Origin of the sequence: Anatilimnocola aggregata, assembly GCF_007747655.1 — a bacterium.
Taxonomy (GTDB): domain Bacteria; phylum Planctomycetota; class Planctomycetia; order Pirellulales; family Pirellulaceae; genus Anatilimnocola; species Anatilimnocola aggregata.
This window is the reverse complement of the sequence record NZ_CP036274.1, coordinates 1,140,054-1,156,519: the sequence shown is the minus strand read 5'-3', so window position 1 is coordinate 1,156,519 and position 16,466 is coordinate 1,140,054. Positions and strand designations below refer to the sequence as shown.

The following is a 16,466-nucleotide window of genomic DNA, read 5'->3' as shown; positions in this document are numbered from 1 at the left end:
AGTCCTCCTGCGTAAGCAGGCTAACGAGTCATAAATCCATCCCCGCCCCATGCACTCTCAGCCATTCTTTCCGTTCGGAAAAATCGGGCAGGAGCTTATCGACCTCGTTCCAGAACTTCGCTGAGTGGTCTGGGACGATTAGGTGAGCGAGTTCATGGACCACGATGTAATCGAGAATCTTTGCCGGTGACATCATGCACTTCCAATGAAAATTGAGATTGCCGCCCGGTGTCCACGACGCCCAACGGTGCTTGAGATCAAGAATCTTGACGGACTTCGGCTCGACATCCATCCGGGCCTTGAATAAGTCCACCCGCTCATTGATCCGCACTAGCCCTTTGTCCCGGTAGAAATCCCGAAAGGCCGCAACGGCCTTGGTCGCAGGTCGCAGTTCGGCTCGCAAGCAAAAATAGCCGTCCTTGAGCAGCAACGGTTCCTCCTGCTTCGGCACGAGCTTCAACCGATAGGACCGACCAAGATACAAGAAACCTTCGCCGTTCACGAACTGCCGTTCGATGCGAGTGGCATTTAGGTCATGCCACTCGGCCAAGTTCTTGTAAATCCAGCGGCGTTTCTCCTCCAGCACCTTTTCAATTTGCTGGACAGACAAGTCCTCGGGAGCGATGAGCGTAATGTTTCCATCTCGCTCTACGTAAATACTGGCGGTCTTACGTTTGCTTCGCTTGAGCGTGTAACGGATATCACGATAAGTGCGATTCATTCGAGAATGTCCTTCTCTCGAACTTTCGCAAGGGCAGTGATCTCGGTCACGATCTTGTCGCTTTTATCGGCAATGGCATCGATGCCCGAGAACAAGAGCAAGTCGGACAATTCACCACGCAACTTCGCCACTTCGGGCGGATTGCCCCAGAAATTTACGATTCCAATCGTACGGTTCAACTTGCTCAGCAGGGCGATCACCAGTTGCTTGGCCTGTTCGCCGTGTTCCTGCGAAATTCCGGTTCTACCGAAGGCGATCTTGCCGATCAAATCATAGAACGGTGCCGCCTTCTTGCTCACGCCCTGGGGATCATCCTTTCGCCCGGCCTCCGCATCTTTTCGTAGATCGAAAAGATGCTGGCTGAGCAAGTCCCAATTGTCCTTGTACTGTTTGATCAACGCCTCCAATTTCTCGCTCAGCGATTCGTACAGCACAGGGTCTTCGTCGAAATGAACTTTGCAGTGCTTGCGGATCGCATGCTCCATCTCGCTGGCCTTGGCCTGTGGTGTGGTGTTCTTGTCCAACTGCTTCACGAAGTTTGGCGACAGCAATTCGACCGGAGGAATCTTGGGATTGATTCCCAGGCTGACCAGATGTTCGTCGATCAGCTTCCGCACCTTCTCACCGGCACCGGAGATGCTCAGCGAATCGTCCTTGTAGCGTTCCTTGATCTTCACCAGCAGGAAGCCGAATCGCTTGGCGGGTATCCGGTAAGGGAACGCTTCGGCATTGGGCAGGATGATGTCCATGCTCTGCAAGAACTTCTTTAAGAAGACCTCGAAGTTGGCCCGCTGAGCCAAGTCTTCCATGCACCGAATCGCCTTCTCCAGCACAGCCAATTCGTGGGCTGTATTCTTGATTTGCTGCTGAACGAAATCCCCGATCTCCACAACGCCGTTATCTACGAACAGATTCAACAATCGCCGATAGCGGGTTTCCAGCACAGGCAATTCACCGGTGATGTCAGTCAATGTGCTTTCGACATCTTTCTGATCGTCAGCAGCGTAGATTGACAGGGCGCTCTTCAAGTGGTCGGTCAACCCGATGTAATCGACGATGTAGCCCCGTGTCTTGCCTTTAGCGATCCGATTAACTCGGGCGATAGTTTGCAGCAGGTTGTGATCCTTCACCCGCTTGTCGATGTACATCACCTGTTCAATCGGAGCATCAAAGCCGGTTAGCAGCATGTCGCAGACAACCAGGAAAGCAATGCCCGTGTTGGCCTTGTCCGGTTCGATGTAGTCGAACTTCTTCTTGAAGTTCTCAACGGCGTTGGACTCAATCGCATGTTTGCGGGCCTGAGTGATGATTGCCCGTTCATTGGTTCCCTCCGAAGAAACTACAACCACCGACTTCAAGAACCCGATCCGTTTGCAAAGTTCTTCATCCCGATAGCTGGCCCGCCGATCCTCGGGGAGGTCTTCGGGCTTGCCCGCCCAGATCGGTTTGCCTTCCTCGGTAGCTAATCGCTCGGCCACGGCCTCGTCGATGAACTTCTTGTACCGCACGGCTGCCAACTTCGACGAGCAAACCACCTGGGCCTTGAACCCGTTGGGCAGGATGTTGGCAATGTAATGGCCCACGAGGTCGCTGGCGATCTCTTTGATCCGTGGCTCGGCCTCGAACAAGTCGTCACTGGTTCCCCACTTCTTTTTGAGCGCTAAGATTTCCTCAGCGGTTCGCTCTTTCATCAAGTCGTCGAACTTGCGGTTCTCCCGGTTAGCGATTTGCCGTAGTGTCTCCACATTCTCAGCCTTCCGCATCTGGCTGGCGACATGTTGCGCAGCCAGATCATTTACCTTTTGATCAAATGCCGCTTTGTGCGAGATGGCAGAATCCGCCGTCTTGCCCTCATAGAGAATCTGTACGGTAACGCCATCGTCGACCGCATCTTGCAGACGGTATTTGTCGATGTACCTGCCGAACCGCTCGATAGTTTTCTGCTGATCCTTGACCACGATCAACGGCGTGCCGGTGAAGGCGAGTCTTGTGGCCTGGGGAAACGCCTCGAAAAGGTTGTCGCCCAGGTCGCCGGACTGCGAGCGGTGGGCCTCGTCGATCATCAGTAGGATTCGCTCTGATGCATTTACCAACCCGAACGACTCGTATTTCGGCAAGTCGATCACGTCTTGTAGATAATCCGACACGTTCCGATTCTGGTTCTCGTTGAACTTGTGCAGCATCACCATGTTTAAGTTCGACGATTCTGTGGCGAGCTTCTGCTTCAGGTCATACGAACTAGTGATGAAAGTGACCTTTTCGCCGGTCAGTGCCGCCGTGTCCCCAAGCTGGACTTCCAGATCGGTGCGGTCGTTGACGAGGCAAACCTTGTAATCCTTGAGGTCGTCGCACATTCGTAGCTTGCGGATCACGAAGACCATCGTGAGCGACTTGCCCGATCCCTGGGTGTGCCAGATGACGCCGGAGCGGTCGTTAGGCGTTTTGCCCTTGCGAAGTCGGTCGATGATCTTGCACACGGCCCGGTACTGCTGATAACGAGCCACCACTTTGGCCCGCACCTTGCCGACATCCATGAAGATCGAGCAGGTGCGAATCAGGTCGAGTAGCGTTTCCTTAGGCAGCACGCCCTGGATCAGTGTTTCCTGGGGCCGCACTTTGCCTAGCGGTGGGGTGAAGGTGCGATACTTCTCGGGATAAATGTCCCGCCAGGGGAAGAAGAACTCCTCGTCGGTCGAAGTGATGGTACCGATATCGGCCTGCTCGCCGCTGGTGCGGATCAGCAATTGATTCGTAAAGAACAGCCTCGGCTCGCCTTCTCTCAAACCCGATTGCTTCGTTTCCTCCCGTTGATTGCTGTACCGCATCAACTGCTGGAACGCCTCGAACATCGGGTTCGACGTGAAGACATTGGCTTCCTTGCACTCGATCACGGCCAACGGCAAGCCGTTCACGAACAGCACGATGTCGGGGATGATGAAGCCCCTACCAGCCCCCGGTGTGTCGATGCGAAACTGGTTGACGGCGTGAAACTGGTTGCGGTCGGGATGCTCGAAGTCGATCAGCTTGACGTTCGGATACTGCTCGCCGGTCCATTCGTTGGCATCGACCTGGGAGCGGAACAGCAGTTTGAGAACGGCTTCATTGTTCTCGACCAAGCTGCGGCCCGAGTGACTGAACAGATCGTCGTGCAGGTCGTCGAGTTGCTTGTCCGTAAGCCACGTTCGGCCATCGGCGGTGGTGTTGATGGCACGAACGGCTTGGTTGAACACATCCCGCAGGGTCACTTCCCGAAAGCTGGCCCGCAGGCTCTTGGTCGGGTCGGTGGGAATGCCCGGCCCCTGGTCGATCACCGTCCAGGCGAGGGCGTGGAGTTGATCGAGGAACGGCTTTTCGACGAAGGAGTATTCAGACACGAGTGACCTCCTCGGCTTCGTCCACCTTCATCCGGACCTTGCCGGTGAACAGGTCTTGCATGAGGCCGGTTTTCAGCAAATGCAGCTTGTCCCGGTGTCTCTCCCCCGTCTGAATCTCCGATTTCTGTGTATGCAGAACTGATTCAATCACTGCCTGTTCGTCTAAGGACGGCAAGACAAGGAGAAGGTCTTTAAGCTCGCCAACATTGAAGTGTTGTTGTGCCAATCCGCCCTGTTTACGCAGAACTTGGTTCTTTCCTGAGTCGGAATTGATCCATGTTGCAAGAAACTGCGACCTGACTTTTGGGCCAGGGCGTGAAATGATGATGTCAACGCAATTTGATCCGTCGTATTCAGGAGAGACGACGCACGATGTACCCGGATAGCCCGTCCGCACCGTTACTACATCGCCTGTCCGCAACATGCTCTTAGCGAGGAGGCGATTTGATTCGTCGGACATGAACACCAAATCAGTGCCGACGATCCCCGTTTCACGGACGTTCGCTGACCGCAGGACTGGCACTCCCTCGCTCTGGTAGTATTTGGCGGGTTGAATAACGATGCCAACCACGATCTCACGACACACTTCGGTACAACGAACACACGCCCACTCCTTCGGAATCCAACCCAACTCGGACTGCTTGTAGAGTTCGGGGGCTTCTTCGTAAGGGGGCCGCAGGTGGCCGTGTTCGTCCACGCCACGGGTGAACAGGTCGTGCATCATCCCCTGCTTGATCGCCTGATACTTGGCAATCAGGGCCTCGGTCTTCTCGATCAGGTTGTCTAACGTCGTCAGAATCCGAGCGATCTTGCGTTGCTCGGGGAGTGGTGGAGTATCGAGCAGAAGACTGTCAATAATCTGCTTGTTCAGGTTGGGTTGACCGGAGCCTTGAGCCTGAAAGAGGATTTTCGCCTTCGCTGCGGTCAGTGCGTAAAACAAGAACGTCGAATCAAGTTGTGTATCAGGAACGATAGCAAGCACCGCTTGATTCGCCGTTGCCCTAATTTTGAGGAAACCAATTTGGGCGGCGGTTGCCCCGTAAAGTGCGACGAGGACTGTTTGCTCGGGAATCCATTTTGCTGCTGAACATCGCAAGCCCAGGTCTGAAAGGGTTTCCTCAGTGTGGTAGATTTTGCCAAGATTGACCTCGGTGGATTTGACCCAAGGGATCACTCCACCGAAAAACTCCGGCCTGCTCCGGTCGGGTGTGCCGCCAGCATACGTTGTTGCGTGATCGCCTAATCGCAAAGCCGTCCAATTACTCATATCCCAACTCCTTCAAAAAGGCGTTGAGTTGGGCCGCTTCCCGATCCCGCTCGGCGAGAATCTGCTTCGTCGTCACGGCGTACTTGGACCACAGGTTCTCGACGGCGGCGATGAACGCCCGCTGGTACTGCCGCAGGTAGCCGTCGAACTGCTCGGTCAGGAGCCGTTTGAACCGTGCCAGGATCAACTTCTTCGCCTCGGCCCCGGTGATCTTGGCACGGGCAGAGGCGATCAGTGACTCCTTCTGCTTCTCCACTTCCCGAATGTGGGCCTTGAGCGTCTTGAGTTCGTCGTCCAGGGCGACATGCCGGGCGAGTTGGGCGTCGATCTCCTCGATCCGTTTCTCCCAGGCGGCGACTTCGGCGGGCACGCCACCACGCCCTTCGTTCCTGGCTCGCTTCTTGGCTTCCTTGATCTCGCCCCCCAGGTTCTTCTTCTCCTCCTTGAGCGATTTGACGAGCGACTTGGGCAGCACGCCGTTCTCCGCATCGACCTCGACTTCACCCTCGTCTTCCTCGCCACCGCTGACGGCGGCGAGCAACCCTTCGAGTTCGGCGATGCGAGCCGTCTTTTGCTCGATCTGCTCCAGCACTTCGGGGAATTGGGACTGGAGGATTTCATCGTCTGGGATCAGTTCCGGCCCCCAACCACTCGCCGCAATCGATTTGAGATCGCTATCCAGCGACTTGATGTACGCCGCCACGGCACCACGAGCCTGATACACGTCGAGCAACTGATGCGGAACCAACGCCTTCGACAACCCGTCGATGCACTGCCGACGAAACTCGAAGACGTTCTGTGTCTCGGGGAGCTTCTCCAGCCGTTTGACGTTGCCGGTCCACCACGCATCGAGCGATTTGTGAAACTCAGCATGTTTGGCCTGGAAGCCCGGTGCCGATTCAACGAGCGACTTGATGTTTTCCTTCGAGCCGACACTGGGAGCGAAGTCGCTGTATTTGGCATCTCGATCCTTGAACAGCAACGACCGCAGCCCGGCGTAGTTGTCGAAGTAGGAAGTCAGCAGGGCGATCTCGCTGACCGGAATGCCGCCGTGCAGGTGTGACCGAACATCGTGCGGTTCCGGGGGCGGGCTGTTATCGACGTAGCGGCGGATGTTGAGATTGAATTCCTCCCGCTCCAGTTCCTCGACCGGCACTTCACGGGAGTATTTCGGCACACTGAGCCGTTTGTGATAGACGTGGGTGATCTTCTCGATGTCTTCGGGCCGCAGTGAATTCTGGTTCTTGCCTTCCTTGTATTCCCGGTCGGCGTTGATGAACAACACGCTCTTTCGCTTGGCCGACTCGTTCTTGTTGATGACCAGCACGCAGGCCGGAATCCCCGTGCCGTAGAACAGACCGGCAGGCAGGCCAATGACCGCTTCGAGGTTGCCGTCTTTGATGAACTTCTGACGGCACGCCTTTTCTTCGCCGCCACGGAACAAGACGCCGTGGGGCATGACCACGGCCATGCGGCCATCGCTCTTGAGTGAGGCGACCATGTGCTGCACGAACATCAGGTCGGCCTTCTTGCCGCTCTCGGGCATGAAGGTGTGGAAGCGTTCGGCGAACTGCATCCCGCTGCGAACGTAGTTTTGCGAAAAAGGAGGATTGGCGATCACTCGGTCGAAGCGGCGGATTTCGCCTTTCTTGTCGAGATGCTGCGGCTCCTTGATCGTGTCGCCTTGGCGAACGTCGGCACTGCGGACGCCGTGCAAGAGCATGTTCATCTTGCAAATGGCCCAGGTGCCGCCGTTGAGTTCCTGTCCGGCGAGTTCGAGGTTGCGAGAATCGCCGCCGACTTCTTGCACGTATTGCTTCGACTGTATCAACATGCCGCCCGAACCGGCACAGGGATCGTAGATGCCCATGCCTTCCTTCGGCTCGATCACCTGAACCATCATGCGGACGACTTCGGACGGCGTGTAGAACTCGCCACCCTTTTTGCCCGCACTGTCGGCGAAGTATTTGATGAGGTACTCGTAGGCCGCACCGAGCAGATCAGGGAACTCGAAGTCGTCGTTGGAGAGGGAGATGTCGTTGAAGTGCTGGATGAACGCCACCAAGGTGTCGTCGTCCATCGACCGCTGGCCGACCTTGCGATTGAAATTGATCCCTTTGAGAACGTCTTGCAAAGTGTTGGGATTGGCGTCTTCGATAGCGGCCAGGGCCTTGTTCAGCCCGGAGCCGACCGAGGTCTTCAGGTGGGCAATGCCCGTGTTGCGGCCCTTCTCGTCCTTGGCACTCCAGCGGGCATCAAGCGGAACGAAGAAGTCATACTTATCGGGATTGTCAAGTTGCTTTTCGATCAGAGCGGGCTTGAGGCCCTTGCCCTCGTATTCGGCGGTGAGCTTTTCCCGGTCGGCGGCGAACTGATCGCTCAGCCGCTTGAGGAACAACATGCCGAAGATGTATTCCTTGTACTCCGAGGCATCCATGTTGCCCCGAAGGATGTCGCACGCCTCGAACAACTTGCGTTCCAAACGGGGGAGCGTGAGGCGTTCCGCTTTCTTATGGGCTGGGACAGCGGGCGAGCTATTCTTAAACGGTAGTACCTGTTGCATTCGCTTATTCCGTGGCGTCGTCGGCAGTCACGCCACCCAGAAAAAGGAGACGGGCCACCCAGGCTACCAGCAAAGGCAAGCAGTCGCAATTCGCTGCTGAATCGGAGTTTGCGGCAGGTGACAATACCTGTCATTGAGGGAGCAGGTAATTGGAGATTTTGTTCTCAGTGACCCCATCCAGCAGCAAGGTTTTGAGGCTTAGTCGGGCATGTCGTTTGGATTGAGATGCCAAGCCTTGATCGGCAGTCTAGAAAGGGAGTTCCCCATGCAATCGCACGAAAGCATCCTCGACCATCGGACCATTAGCAGTCGTTACTTGTTTCCGCAGCCACGCTGTGTTGCCGACCCATTCATGGTCCAAGTTGAGGGAGCCGAACTGGCCTGTTATCGAAAGGTCATCGACCACGCCACCTTCACGGTGGTTTATTTTCATGGCAACGGTGAGGCGGTCGCCGATTATCTGCCGTGGCTGGCTGAGGATTTTGCAAAACTCGAACTCAATTCGCTATTCGTCGAGTATCGGCAATACGGCGGTTCCACTGGTAAGGCGCAACTTGCAGCCATGCTTGGCGACGGGGAGGCTGCAATTGAAGCTGCGGAACTTTCACCAGAGAAAGTCCTCGCCTTTGGCCGCTCACTTGGCTCGTTGTATGCCATCGAACTCGCTCATCGACAGCCCAGCATCGCTGGTCTAATTCTCGAAAGTGGAATCGCCGATCCGGCAGAACGATTTCTGGTCTATGCCGACTTATCCGCCTCAGACATCACCGAGGCCGATGTAGTCGCAAAGGCCAAACGGAAGTTCAACCACAAGCAGAAGTTGGCCGGCTACAAGAACCCGTTGCTCGTGATGCACACTGAAAACGACGGGCTGGTCGAGATTTCGCACGCCGAGCGGAATTACAAATGGGCAGCCAGTTCGCAAAAACGTCTGGTACGATTTCCGGTTGGCGACCACAACTCAATTTTGGAGCGGAATCGAGAGGAATACTTCAATGCGTTACGCAGTTTCGTGAAGACGGTCGATAGTCGGTGAAGGAGTACTTGTCGAGACAGGCTTGCTCATTCTGAGTCACAGACGAAAATGCCGAACGCAGGTTTGCGTCGCACCTGGAGAACGCCCGAAGACAATCACGAGGAGTGACGATGGCAAAGAGCCGCAAAGCCTGGACGATAAGCCCAAAGAAGAATCCCAAGCCTTCCGTGCCAGATTCAATCAAGTTGGAATTGGAAGCCAAAGCAGCCGTCCTGATCGAAAGTGTCTTGGAGCCGAAGCACGTTTTGCCGCCCGCAGCAGACCCGCAGTTCAATTACATCACGGACTTGGGGGCAAAGTGGTACAGGAACTATTTCTACTTCATCGCCACCTATGCCTGCCCTGGCCCGAACGCCCTTTCACCCACGTTCGAGTCGAAGTTTGCAAGACTAGAATACGTTGGTCGTGGCCAGTTCGCTCTTAGCTTCATGCGTCACAACGACGAATGGTTTGGGTTACACGATGCCCTCACTGTGGATGAGTGCCTGAGTGCAATTCAAGACGATGCGTGGTTCGTGCCGTAACCGATGACTGACCTGTAGTTCTTCCCGAAGCAGCCCATGAAGCGACCCTGCTACGATGAGTGGACCGAAGAAATCTCGAAGGAGAACGAAACAAGATGGACCGCACCCGAAAGGCGACTCGTGAGGGAAACGAAATCACTCTCCAGCACATGAGTCCAAAAGAGGCTTTCCTGATCGAGGAACTGGTTGAAGATAACCTGACTCAACTCCTGGCGTCTGTTGAACAGTTGAAAGAAACGCCCGAAGGCAGCACCGAGCTTCAACGCAGGACCAAAGCGTTTGGCGAGTGTCAGCGGAGTGAAGGCGAAACTTCCCGCCAGTTTTACGACAAGCTGCGTCGTTGGTTGGATCAGGATATTCCGCAAACGAAATCGCCGCTTCATCCTCCGAGGCAGGTTGAGTAGCTGCCGAGGAAGGCATTGCACCCGTGAAATCCAAAGGCATGTTGAGCAAGGACGGCTGGCTACTCTTCGCCACTCGCTGTTCGAGGATGTTCGCCTACGGCTTGCTCTCGGTTGTGCTGATGCTGTATCTGGTCGAGGTCGGATTGAAGGAGTGGGAAGTCGGTGTGCTGCTGACATTGACGCTGTTCGGCGACACGGCGATTTCCCTTTGGCTGACTACGACCGCAGATCGGATTGGCCGCCGTCGTACACTGATCGTCGGCGCTCTATTGATGGCCCTGGCCGGGGTTGTTTTTCTCGCCACTGGCAACTTCGTTCTGCTCGTCATCGCTGCCACGATTGGAGTCATCAGTCCCAGCGGAAATGAAATTGGGCCATTCCTGTCGGTCGAGCAAGCGGCGCTTTCGCACATCGTCACTGATGATCGGCGAACTGATATCTTCGCTTGGTATAACCTCGCCGGCTCGTTCTCGACGGCGCTCGGCGCATTGGCGGGCGGTCTTCTGGCGGAAGAAGCACTCCATTTTGGTTTGGAGGGGGCCGCTGCCTATCGTCCGGTCCTGTGGGCCTATGCGGGGATCGGCGTGGCGATGATCGGCGGGTTTGCTTTGCTGTCCCCAGCGATTGAGCCGAGCGCCGAAGTAGGCCCGCAACGAAAGACTATTCTTGGACTTCACGAATCTCGATGGACAATCTTTAAGTTGTCGCTGCTCTTTGCCCTGGATTCGTTCGGCGGCGGCTTCGTGATCCAGAGTATAATCGCCTATTGGTTTCACGTCCGCTACGAACTCGACCCGGCGATGCTCGGCACAATCTTCTTGTTCGCCAATCTGTTCGCTGGCATGTCGGCCCTGGCTGCTGGTTGGCTCGCTCGACGGATCGGGCTGGTGAACACGATGGTCTTCACGCACCTGCCATCGAATGTGTTACTGATCCTGGTTCCGTTGATGCCGAACGTCTATTGGGCAATCGGCGTGCTGTTGCTACGGTTCAGCATTTCTCAAATGGACGTGCCGACTCGTCAAGCCTACACGATGGCGGTCGTGAATCCCGATGAACGCTCCGCAGCAGCAGGTGTTACGGCAGTTGCTCGTTCAATTGGAGCTTCGATCTCGCCGTTACTGGCGACGATCTTCATTGGCAGCGCCGCTATGATGAGCCTGCCATTCTTCGTAGCCGGTGGACTCAAGATCGTTTACGACGTGCTGCTGTATCGAGCGTTTGCGAGCAGTGAGGCGCAAGTCAAGAAACAAGAGGAGATCGTTCAATGACCCACCCACCGACTCTCCGCAAACCGACAGAAGGCCGCACCATCGCCGTCGTCGGTGACATCTACCGCTTCCTGGCGACTGGCGACGAGACAGACGGCAAGTACGCCATGTTCGAGGCCATCGTGCCTCCAGGCGGCGGTCCTCCACCGCACATTCATAGCCGGGAAGAGGAATCGTTTTTCATCCTCGAAGGCGAGATCACGTTTATGGTCGGTGACCAGCGGATCGTTGCCACGGCGGGCACATTCGCCAACATGCCGGTCGGCAGCCTGCATTCGTTCAAGAACACCACCGACAAAAGCGCCCGCATGATAATCTCGGTTGCGCCTGCTGGGTTGGAGAAGATGTTCTTGGAAGTTGGTCAACCCGTGAAGCTGGGCGATGCGCCACCACCACCTTCCAAGGCCGAGATCGAGAAGCTCTTGGCTGTGGCTCCGAAGTACGGGGTCGAGATCAAAGTGCCGGGGCATTAGTGGAGAACGTCATGTTGCCCAGGGCGAGTTCGTGATTAAAAAGGAGCATCGGGATGATTCGTTTCGCAACTGTACTCGTCGCATCCCTAACTGTGGGCCTGACGGTGTTTGCCCAGGATAAGATAGGGCCACTTGCCGATCTGCCGAGCAAACCGGCGGCGCATATCGAGAAGATCAAGGCGATGGGCGACAACGAATGGATGGTACTCGGCGTCCCTGCCGCAGACCCGAAGTGGGGCAAGGCACGGGGTAGTTCGTGGGGCGCTAAAGCCCTGATCCTCGCACCGGACAAGCGTGGAGCTTTCCTATTCGGAGAAGGAGTCCACGGTTACGTGAAGCCCGATGGACATGTAATGGACGATCTGTGGTTCTATGACATCAACGCTCATGCCTGGAGTTGCCTCTATCCCGGCATGAACACCAAGACCTTCACTCAGCGAGTGAAAGACAAGGAGCTACTGCTCGATGAGAACGGGCAATTGATCGACAAAGAGAAGCTGCCCATCCCGCTCCACACGCTGGTTCATGCCTGGGGCTACCTCACCTACGATTCCGAACGAAGCAAGTTCGCCTTCATTAGCTGGAACGGCTTGGGCAACAAGATTCCCCGCTACTTCCTGGGCGGTGAGAAGCAGATGGACGAGGGACTCAAGCTGCTGGAAGAAGAACTCAAAGGCAAAAAAGAACTGGTTTACTCTCCGTGGTTCTACGACGTGGCGTCGGGCAAATTTGAGCGATCCCCGGCAGACAATTTGACCGCCATCAACGCTGGAGGATTTCCGCAGTTCCACTATCTCCCGTCAAGGAAGCAATTCTTCGCCGTGGGTTCCGACACCGTGGCGATTTACGATCCGGCGAAGAACCAGTGGAGCGATGCCAAGCCAAAAGGCTCAAGCCCCAAGGGGTACGATGCCTGTGGCTGCTACGATTCCAAGCGGAGCCGGTTCTACCGCAACGACGGCGATGCTTCCAAAGACGAAGGACTCATGGTGTATGACATCGAGAGCAATTCTTGGAGCCACCTGAAACCCAAAGGAACAGTCCCGCCGCCAGCGAACACGAACGCTGCCTTCTACGAATATGACGCTCGCCTCGACATCGTGGTGGCGATCCACTTCAAGGGAAAGTCGCCTGGCGTTTATGTGTACGACCCGAACACAAATTCATGGGCAGACCCGATTCCCTTTCCGGCTGATGGCCCCAAGTTTCAGTACGCTGCCAACACCTTTTATGACCGGGAGTTGAATGCCTACTTCTGCCATGTCGCCGGTGATAGCAGCGATAACGGCGTGATGTGGGTGTATCGCTACAAGAAATGAAGTTCGTCCTGCTAAGTCCGAGAGGATGCTTGAGGAATTACGAGGCGAATCCGTGACTACGATCCATCACATCAATTGCGGTACGCTCGTTGTACCGATGTATCCCACGGTCGTCTGCCACTGCCTGCTGCTCCACGAGGGCAAGCATCTGGCTCTCGTAGACACAGGCATCGGCCTACAGGACGTTCACAACCCGATAAAGCGATTGGGCCAGCAACTCATCGACATGGCGGGCTTTCAGTTCAACGAACCAGACACCGCCGTTCGTCGGATCGAAGCTCTCGGACTTGATCCCAATGACGTGCGGCACATCGTATTGACGCATGGAGACCCAGATCACACAGGTGGACTTTCCGACTTCCCGAATGCTCAGGTCCACATGTCGGTTGAGGAACACACCCAAGTTGCAGGCGGACATTGGCGATATGTCTCAACACATTTTGCCCACGGCCCGTGTTGGAAAACCTACGGTCATTCAGCCCGTCAGTGGTTCGGATTGGAGGCTCGTCCCGTTGATGTTGGATTCTCGTCGGAAGTGCTGCTGATCCCGCTGATCGGTCATACCCTCGGTCACTGCGGCGTTGCGGTTCAACAGGAAGGCCGGTGGCTATTCCACGTCGGTGATGCCTACTACCTGCGGGCTGAATTGACGACAGACGAACACCCCGTTTCGCAAATTGCCACCCAGCGTGCCGATGATGATGCACAGCGCCGGGCGAGTCTTGAGCAACTCCGTCGCCTCGTGCGTGACCACGGCGATAAGATCGACATCATCAGCTACCACGACCTTGCCGAACTCCCGCTTAGTTAAAGACTGCACGGTAAGAAGCAAGCCATGACGAAAGTCGTCCTCTTCATCGCCACCAGCCTCGACGGCTACATCGCCAGTTCCGATGGAACCGTCGATTGGCTATTCCATGATGCCGACTATGGCTACACGGAGTTCATGGCCTCGGTAAGTGCGGTGGTAATGGGCCGAAAGACTTGGGAGCAGGCCAAGACGTTCGAGGCCGTTCCTTTTGCGGGAAAGAAGGTGTTTGTCCTCTCCCGATCACCCGTAAGCACCGCCGACGAGCGGATTCGCTTTGTCCAAGGAGAAGCCCCGAAGATTCTCGACCAGATTCGTGCGGAAGCGACAAAGGGCATCTGGCTGGTCGGCGGCGGCGATGTCATCCAGCAGTTCATCGCCCACGATCTGATCGACGAGTATCGCCTCTTCGTGCATCCGATCATCCTGGGATCGGGACTTCCGCTTTTTCTGACGCAAGCGAGCATGATTACATTGTCTTTTGCGAGTAGTACGGCCTTTGCGAGCGGGCTGGTAGAGTTGAGGTACGAAAAACGGAAATGACCACCATCCTCATTCTCCTCACCGCTCTCGCTGCCGATGCACTCGGCCCCGGCGACCACACTCGGAAACTGACGGTCGATGGCCGTGAGCGGAACTACCTCGTCCACATCCCGCCCAAATACGACCATGAGAAGCCGACGCCTGTAGTGTTGGTCTTCCACGGCGCAGGGACGAATGCCGCCATCACCGTGTCCTTCACGGGCATGAGCAAGAAGTCGGATGAAGTTGGGTTCATCGCCGTCTATCCCAACGGCACGGGCTTCGGTCCTTTTCTGACGCTCAACGCCGGTGGTCGCCAAGGGAAGATGGCCGAAGGGAGTGCCGATGATGTGAAGTACGTCGGCGCACTGCTCGACGATCTGGCCACTGTCAGCAACGTCGATCCCAAGCGGGTGTTCGCCACCGGCATCTCAAATGGCGGCATGATGTGCTATCGACTCGCTGCCGAAATGTCGGATCGTATTGCAGCAATCGCACCTGTGGCAGGGACCATCGCCATCGACGAGAGCAAGCCAACTCGCCCCGTGCCGGTGATGCACTTCCACGGCAGAGCCGACAACATGGTTCCATTCGGTGGACCCGATAAAGGGACGCCGAAGTTTCTGACGTTCAAGTCCGTCGAGGAATCCATCGCTATCTGGCGGAAGATCAACGAATGCCCTGATGAGCCGACGATCACTGAGTTCGCCGACAAGGAAGACGATGGGACCAAGGTGGCCAAAAAATGCTACGGGCCAGGGAAGGATGGAGCCGAGGTTGTGCTGATCGAGATCGAAGGCGGGGGTCACACTTGGCCGGGACAGAAAGCGCCGATCAGCCTGATTGGGAAGTCAACGCTCGATGTCTCAGCAAACGACTTGATGTGGGAATTCTTTCAGAAACATCCGATGAAGTGAGCAAGGCGTTACTTCCTCGCCCGCTCCACCTTGATCGACTCGATCTCCAACTTGAACGGTCCGGCCTTCTTGTCACTTAGCATGAAGCCCAGACCGTTGACAGAACTTGGCTTGACTTGCCCGGCATTCTTGACGACTTGCCCGAAAGACGTTGCCTCAAACTTGTCCAAAGGCAATTTGACCTCAATCCATTCATCTTTCTTGGTCTGAAGCACCGCTCGGTAGTTGTAAGCGATCTGGAATGTCGGCACAGAAAGATTCATGTGGTACTCCCGCCCGTCGCCTTTTACTTTGGCGACCAGCGTATCACCTTTTTCCAGACCGAGCTTCTTGCCTTTGGTCCGCACGGAAGCGAAGCCGCCATTGTTTTGCAGTGACAGCGTACCGAAGAACTCCATCGTCTTCTTGTCGGTGATCTGGAACTTGCCCTCAGAGACGCCGCCCATCACGCCGTCGTTGACGGTCTGCCAGTCCTTCGTAGAGTCGGCTCCGGTGAAGTCGAACAGGGGTTGCTGCGTGTCTTCGGCCATCGCCGTTGTCACCATCAACAGGGCCAAACAGCCCGACAGGTAAGCAAGTTTCATTCGACGCTCTCTCTGGATGATTCTATGGGAACTACGTCACTCGATAACACACGTTGTAACATCGCCTTTTGAAACAGAGCGTCACAGTCCCGCTCCAACACCCCGCCGAACAGAGTGCAGTTCCAACCTGGGCTACGACGAATGACTTCTTCCGCCAGAATGTCGATCTGCCGCCAGCCCAGCCGTTGAAGGGAGCGAATGGAAGTGCCGAACACCACCGTTTCAATTCCGCTCCAAAGGATCGCTGCTTGGCACATCGGACATGGCTCTGCCGTCGTGTACAAGACGAGGCACTTGCCCTCAAGGACAACACCGGATGCGGCCAGTCCGTTGATGGCGTCGATCTCTCCATGCCACATCGGATTGAGCGAAGTCTTGTTCCAGCCTTCCGACAGAATTGTGCCGCTGTCTCCATCCACGATCAAAGCCCCAAAGGGCAGGTCGGGAGCATTCGCCGCTAGTGCGATGGCCCGCCGCATGTAAAGTTCGTGATCGTTCATGCTGCCTTGCCTTCGATTTTCTTCCGACACTCCGGGCAAGTGTGGAAGCGAGTTCCGGTGCAGCAGACGAGATGTTCGTAGCACATTTTCTTTTCGCCGCACTCCCAGCATTGAGCCAAAACCATCTCCGGTTGCTCTTGCGGCGGCGTTGCATTTTCAAAAGTATCCATGACTCTTCCTCGT

At 55.9% G+C, this 16,466-nt stretch carries 15 protein-coding genes; 9 read left to right on the top strand and 6 right to left on the bottom strand.

Features of this window, described 5'->3' with window-relative positions; all coding sequences use genetic code 11:
• Positions 1 to 28 precede the first annotated feature (28 nt).
• Genes ETAA8_RS04465 through ETAA8_RS04450 form a run of 4 tightly spaced genes read right to left on the bottom strand, consistent with a single transcriptional unit; the run spans position 29 to position 7,925 of the window.
• Positions 29 to 721, bottom strand: a complete 693-nt coding sequence (locus tag ETAA8_RS04465) for a M48 family metallopeptidase (RefSeq protein WP_145085477.1) — start codon at positions 719 to 721, stop codon at positions 29 to 31.
• On the bottom strand, positions 718 to 4,095 hold the full coding sequence (locus tag ETAA8_RS04460; RefSeq protein ID WP_145085474.1) for a type I restriction endonuclease subunit R: 3,378 nt from the start codon (positions 4,093 to 4,095) through the stop codon (positions 718 to 720). The genes ETAA8_RS04465 and ETAA8_RS04460 overlap by 4 nt, the downstream gene beginning before the upstream one ends.
• Positions 4,088 to 5,362, bottom strand: coding sequence for a restriction endonuclease subunit S (locus ETAA8_RS04455; protein WP_145085471.1), 1,275 nt, complete (start codon positions 5,360 to 5,362; stop codon positions 4,088 to 4,090). The genes ETAA8_RS04460 and ETAA8_RS04455 overlap by 8 nt, the downstream gene beginning before the upstream one ends.
• Positions 5,355 to 7,925 carry an HsdM family class I SAM-dependent methyltransferase gene (locus ETAA8_RS04450; protein WP_145085468.1) on the bottom strand — a complete coding sequence of 857 codons (2,571 nt, stop codon included), beginning with the start codon at positions 7,923 to 7,925 and terminating at the stop codon, positions 5,355 to 5,357. The genes ETAA8_RS04455 and ETAA8_RS04450 overlap by 8 nt, the downstream gene beginning before the upstream one ends.
• Before the next feature lie 265 nt (positions 7,926 to 8,190).
• Here ETAA8_RS04450 and ETAA8_RS04445 point away from each other — a divergent pair, with 265 nt between their 5' ends.
• The 9 genes from ETAA8_RS04445 (at position 8,191) to ETAA8_RS04405 (ending at position 15,199) form a co-directional block, all read left to right on the top strand.
• Positions 8,191 to 8,961 (top strand): alpha/beta hydrolase, encoded by a 771-nt coding sequence (locus tag ETAA8_RS04445; protein WP_202921551.1) that lies wholly within the window; start codon positions 8,191 to 8,193, stop codon positions 8,959 to 8,961.
• 110 nt (positions 8,962 to 9,071) lie between these two features.
• Positions 9,072 to 9,485 carry a DUF3024 domain-containing protein gene (locus ETAA8_RS04440; RefSeq protein WP_202921550.1) on the top strand — a complete coding sequence of 138 codons (414 nt, stop codon included), beginning with the start codon at positions 9,072 to 9,074 and terminating at the stop codon, positions 9,483 to 9,485.
• A gap of 95 nt (positions 9,486 to 9,580) precedes the next feature.
• Positions 9,581 to 9,889 carry a hypothetical protein gene (locus ETAA8_RS04435; RefSeq protein WP_145085462.1) on the top strand — a complete coding sequence of 103 codons (309 nt, stop codon included), beginning with the start codon at positions 9,581 to 9,583 and terminating at the stop codon, positions 9,887 to 9,889.
• Between the two features lie 23 nt (positions 9,890 to 9,912).
• Positions 9,913 to 11,160 carry an MFS transporter gene (locus ETAA8_RS04430; RefSeq protein ID WP_202921549.1) on the top strand — a complete coding sequence of 416 codons (1,248 nt, stop codon included), beginning with the start codon at positions 9,913 to 9,915 and terminating at the stop codon, positions 11,158 to 11,160.
• Positions 11,157 to 11,633, top strand: a complete 477-nt coding sequence (locus ETAA8_RS04425) for a cupin domain-containing protein (protein ID WP_145085459.1) — start codon at positions 11,157 to 11,159, stop codon at positions 11,631 to 11,633. The genes ETAA8_RS04430 and ETAA8_RS04425 overlap by 4 nt, the downstream gene beginning before the upstream one ends.
• A gap of 53 nt (positions 11,634 to 11,686) precedes the next feature.
• Entirely contained in the window at positions 11,687 to 12,952 is a 1,266-nt protein-coding gene (locus ETAA8_RS04420) for a Kelch repeat-containing protein (protein WP_145085456.1), read from the top strand.
• A 52-nt stretch (positions 12,953 to 13,004) separates the two neighbouring features.
• Positions 13,005 to 13,763, top strand: a complete 759-nt coding sequence (locus ETAA8_RS04415) for an MBL fold metallo-hydrolase (protein ID WP_145085453.1) — start codon at positions 13,005 to 13,007, stop codon at positions 13,761 to 13,763.
• Between the two features lie 24 nt (positions 13,764 to 13,787).
• Positions 13,788 to 14,303, top strand: coding sequence for a dihydrofolate reductase family protein (locus ETAA8_RS04410; RefSeq protein ID WP_145085450.1), 516 nt, complete (start codon positions 13,788 to 13,790; stop codon positions 14,301 to 14,303).
• Positions 14,300 to 15,199 (top strand): alpha/beta hydrolase family esterase, encoded by a 900-nt coding sequence (locus ETAA8_RS04405; protein ID WP_145085447.1) that lies wholly within the window; start codon positions 14,300 to 14,302, stop codon positions 15,197 to 15,199. The genes ETAA8_RS04410 and ETAA8_RS04405 overlap by 4 nt, the downstream gene beginning before the upstream one ends.
• Positions 15,200 to 15,207: 8 nt before the next feature.
• Here the strand turns inward: ETAA8_RS04405 and ETAA8_RS04400 are convergent, their stop codons facing one another.
• Together ETAA8_RS04400 and ETAA8_RS04395 are read right to left on the bottom strand one after the other, a co-directional pair.
• Positions 15,208 to 15,729 (bottom strand): CIA30 family protein, encoded by a 522-nt coding sequence (locus tag ETAA8_RS04400; protein WP_202921548.1) that lies wholly within the window; start codon positions 15,727 to 15,729, stop codon positions 15,208 to 15,210.
• Positions 15,730 to 15,779: 50 nt separating this feature from the next.
• Positions 15,780 to 16,283 carry a nucleoside deaminase gene (locus ETAA8_RS04395; RefSeq protein WP_145085441.1) on the bottom strand — a complete coding sequence of 168 codons (504 nt, stop codon included), beginning with the start codon at positions 16,281 to 16,283 and terminating at the stop codon, positions 15,780 to 15,782.
• Positions 16,284 to 16,466 lie beyond the last annotated feature (183 nt).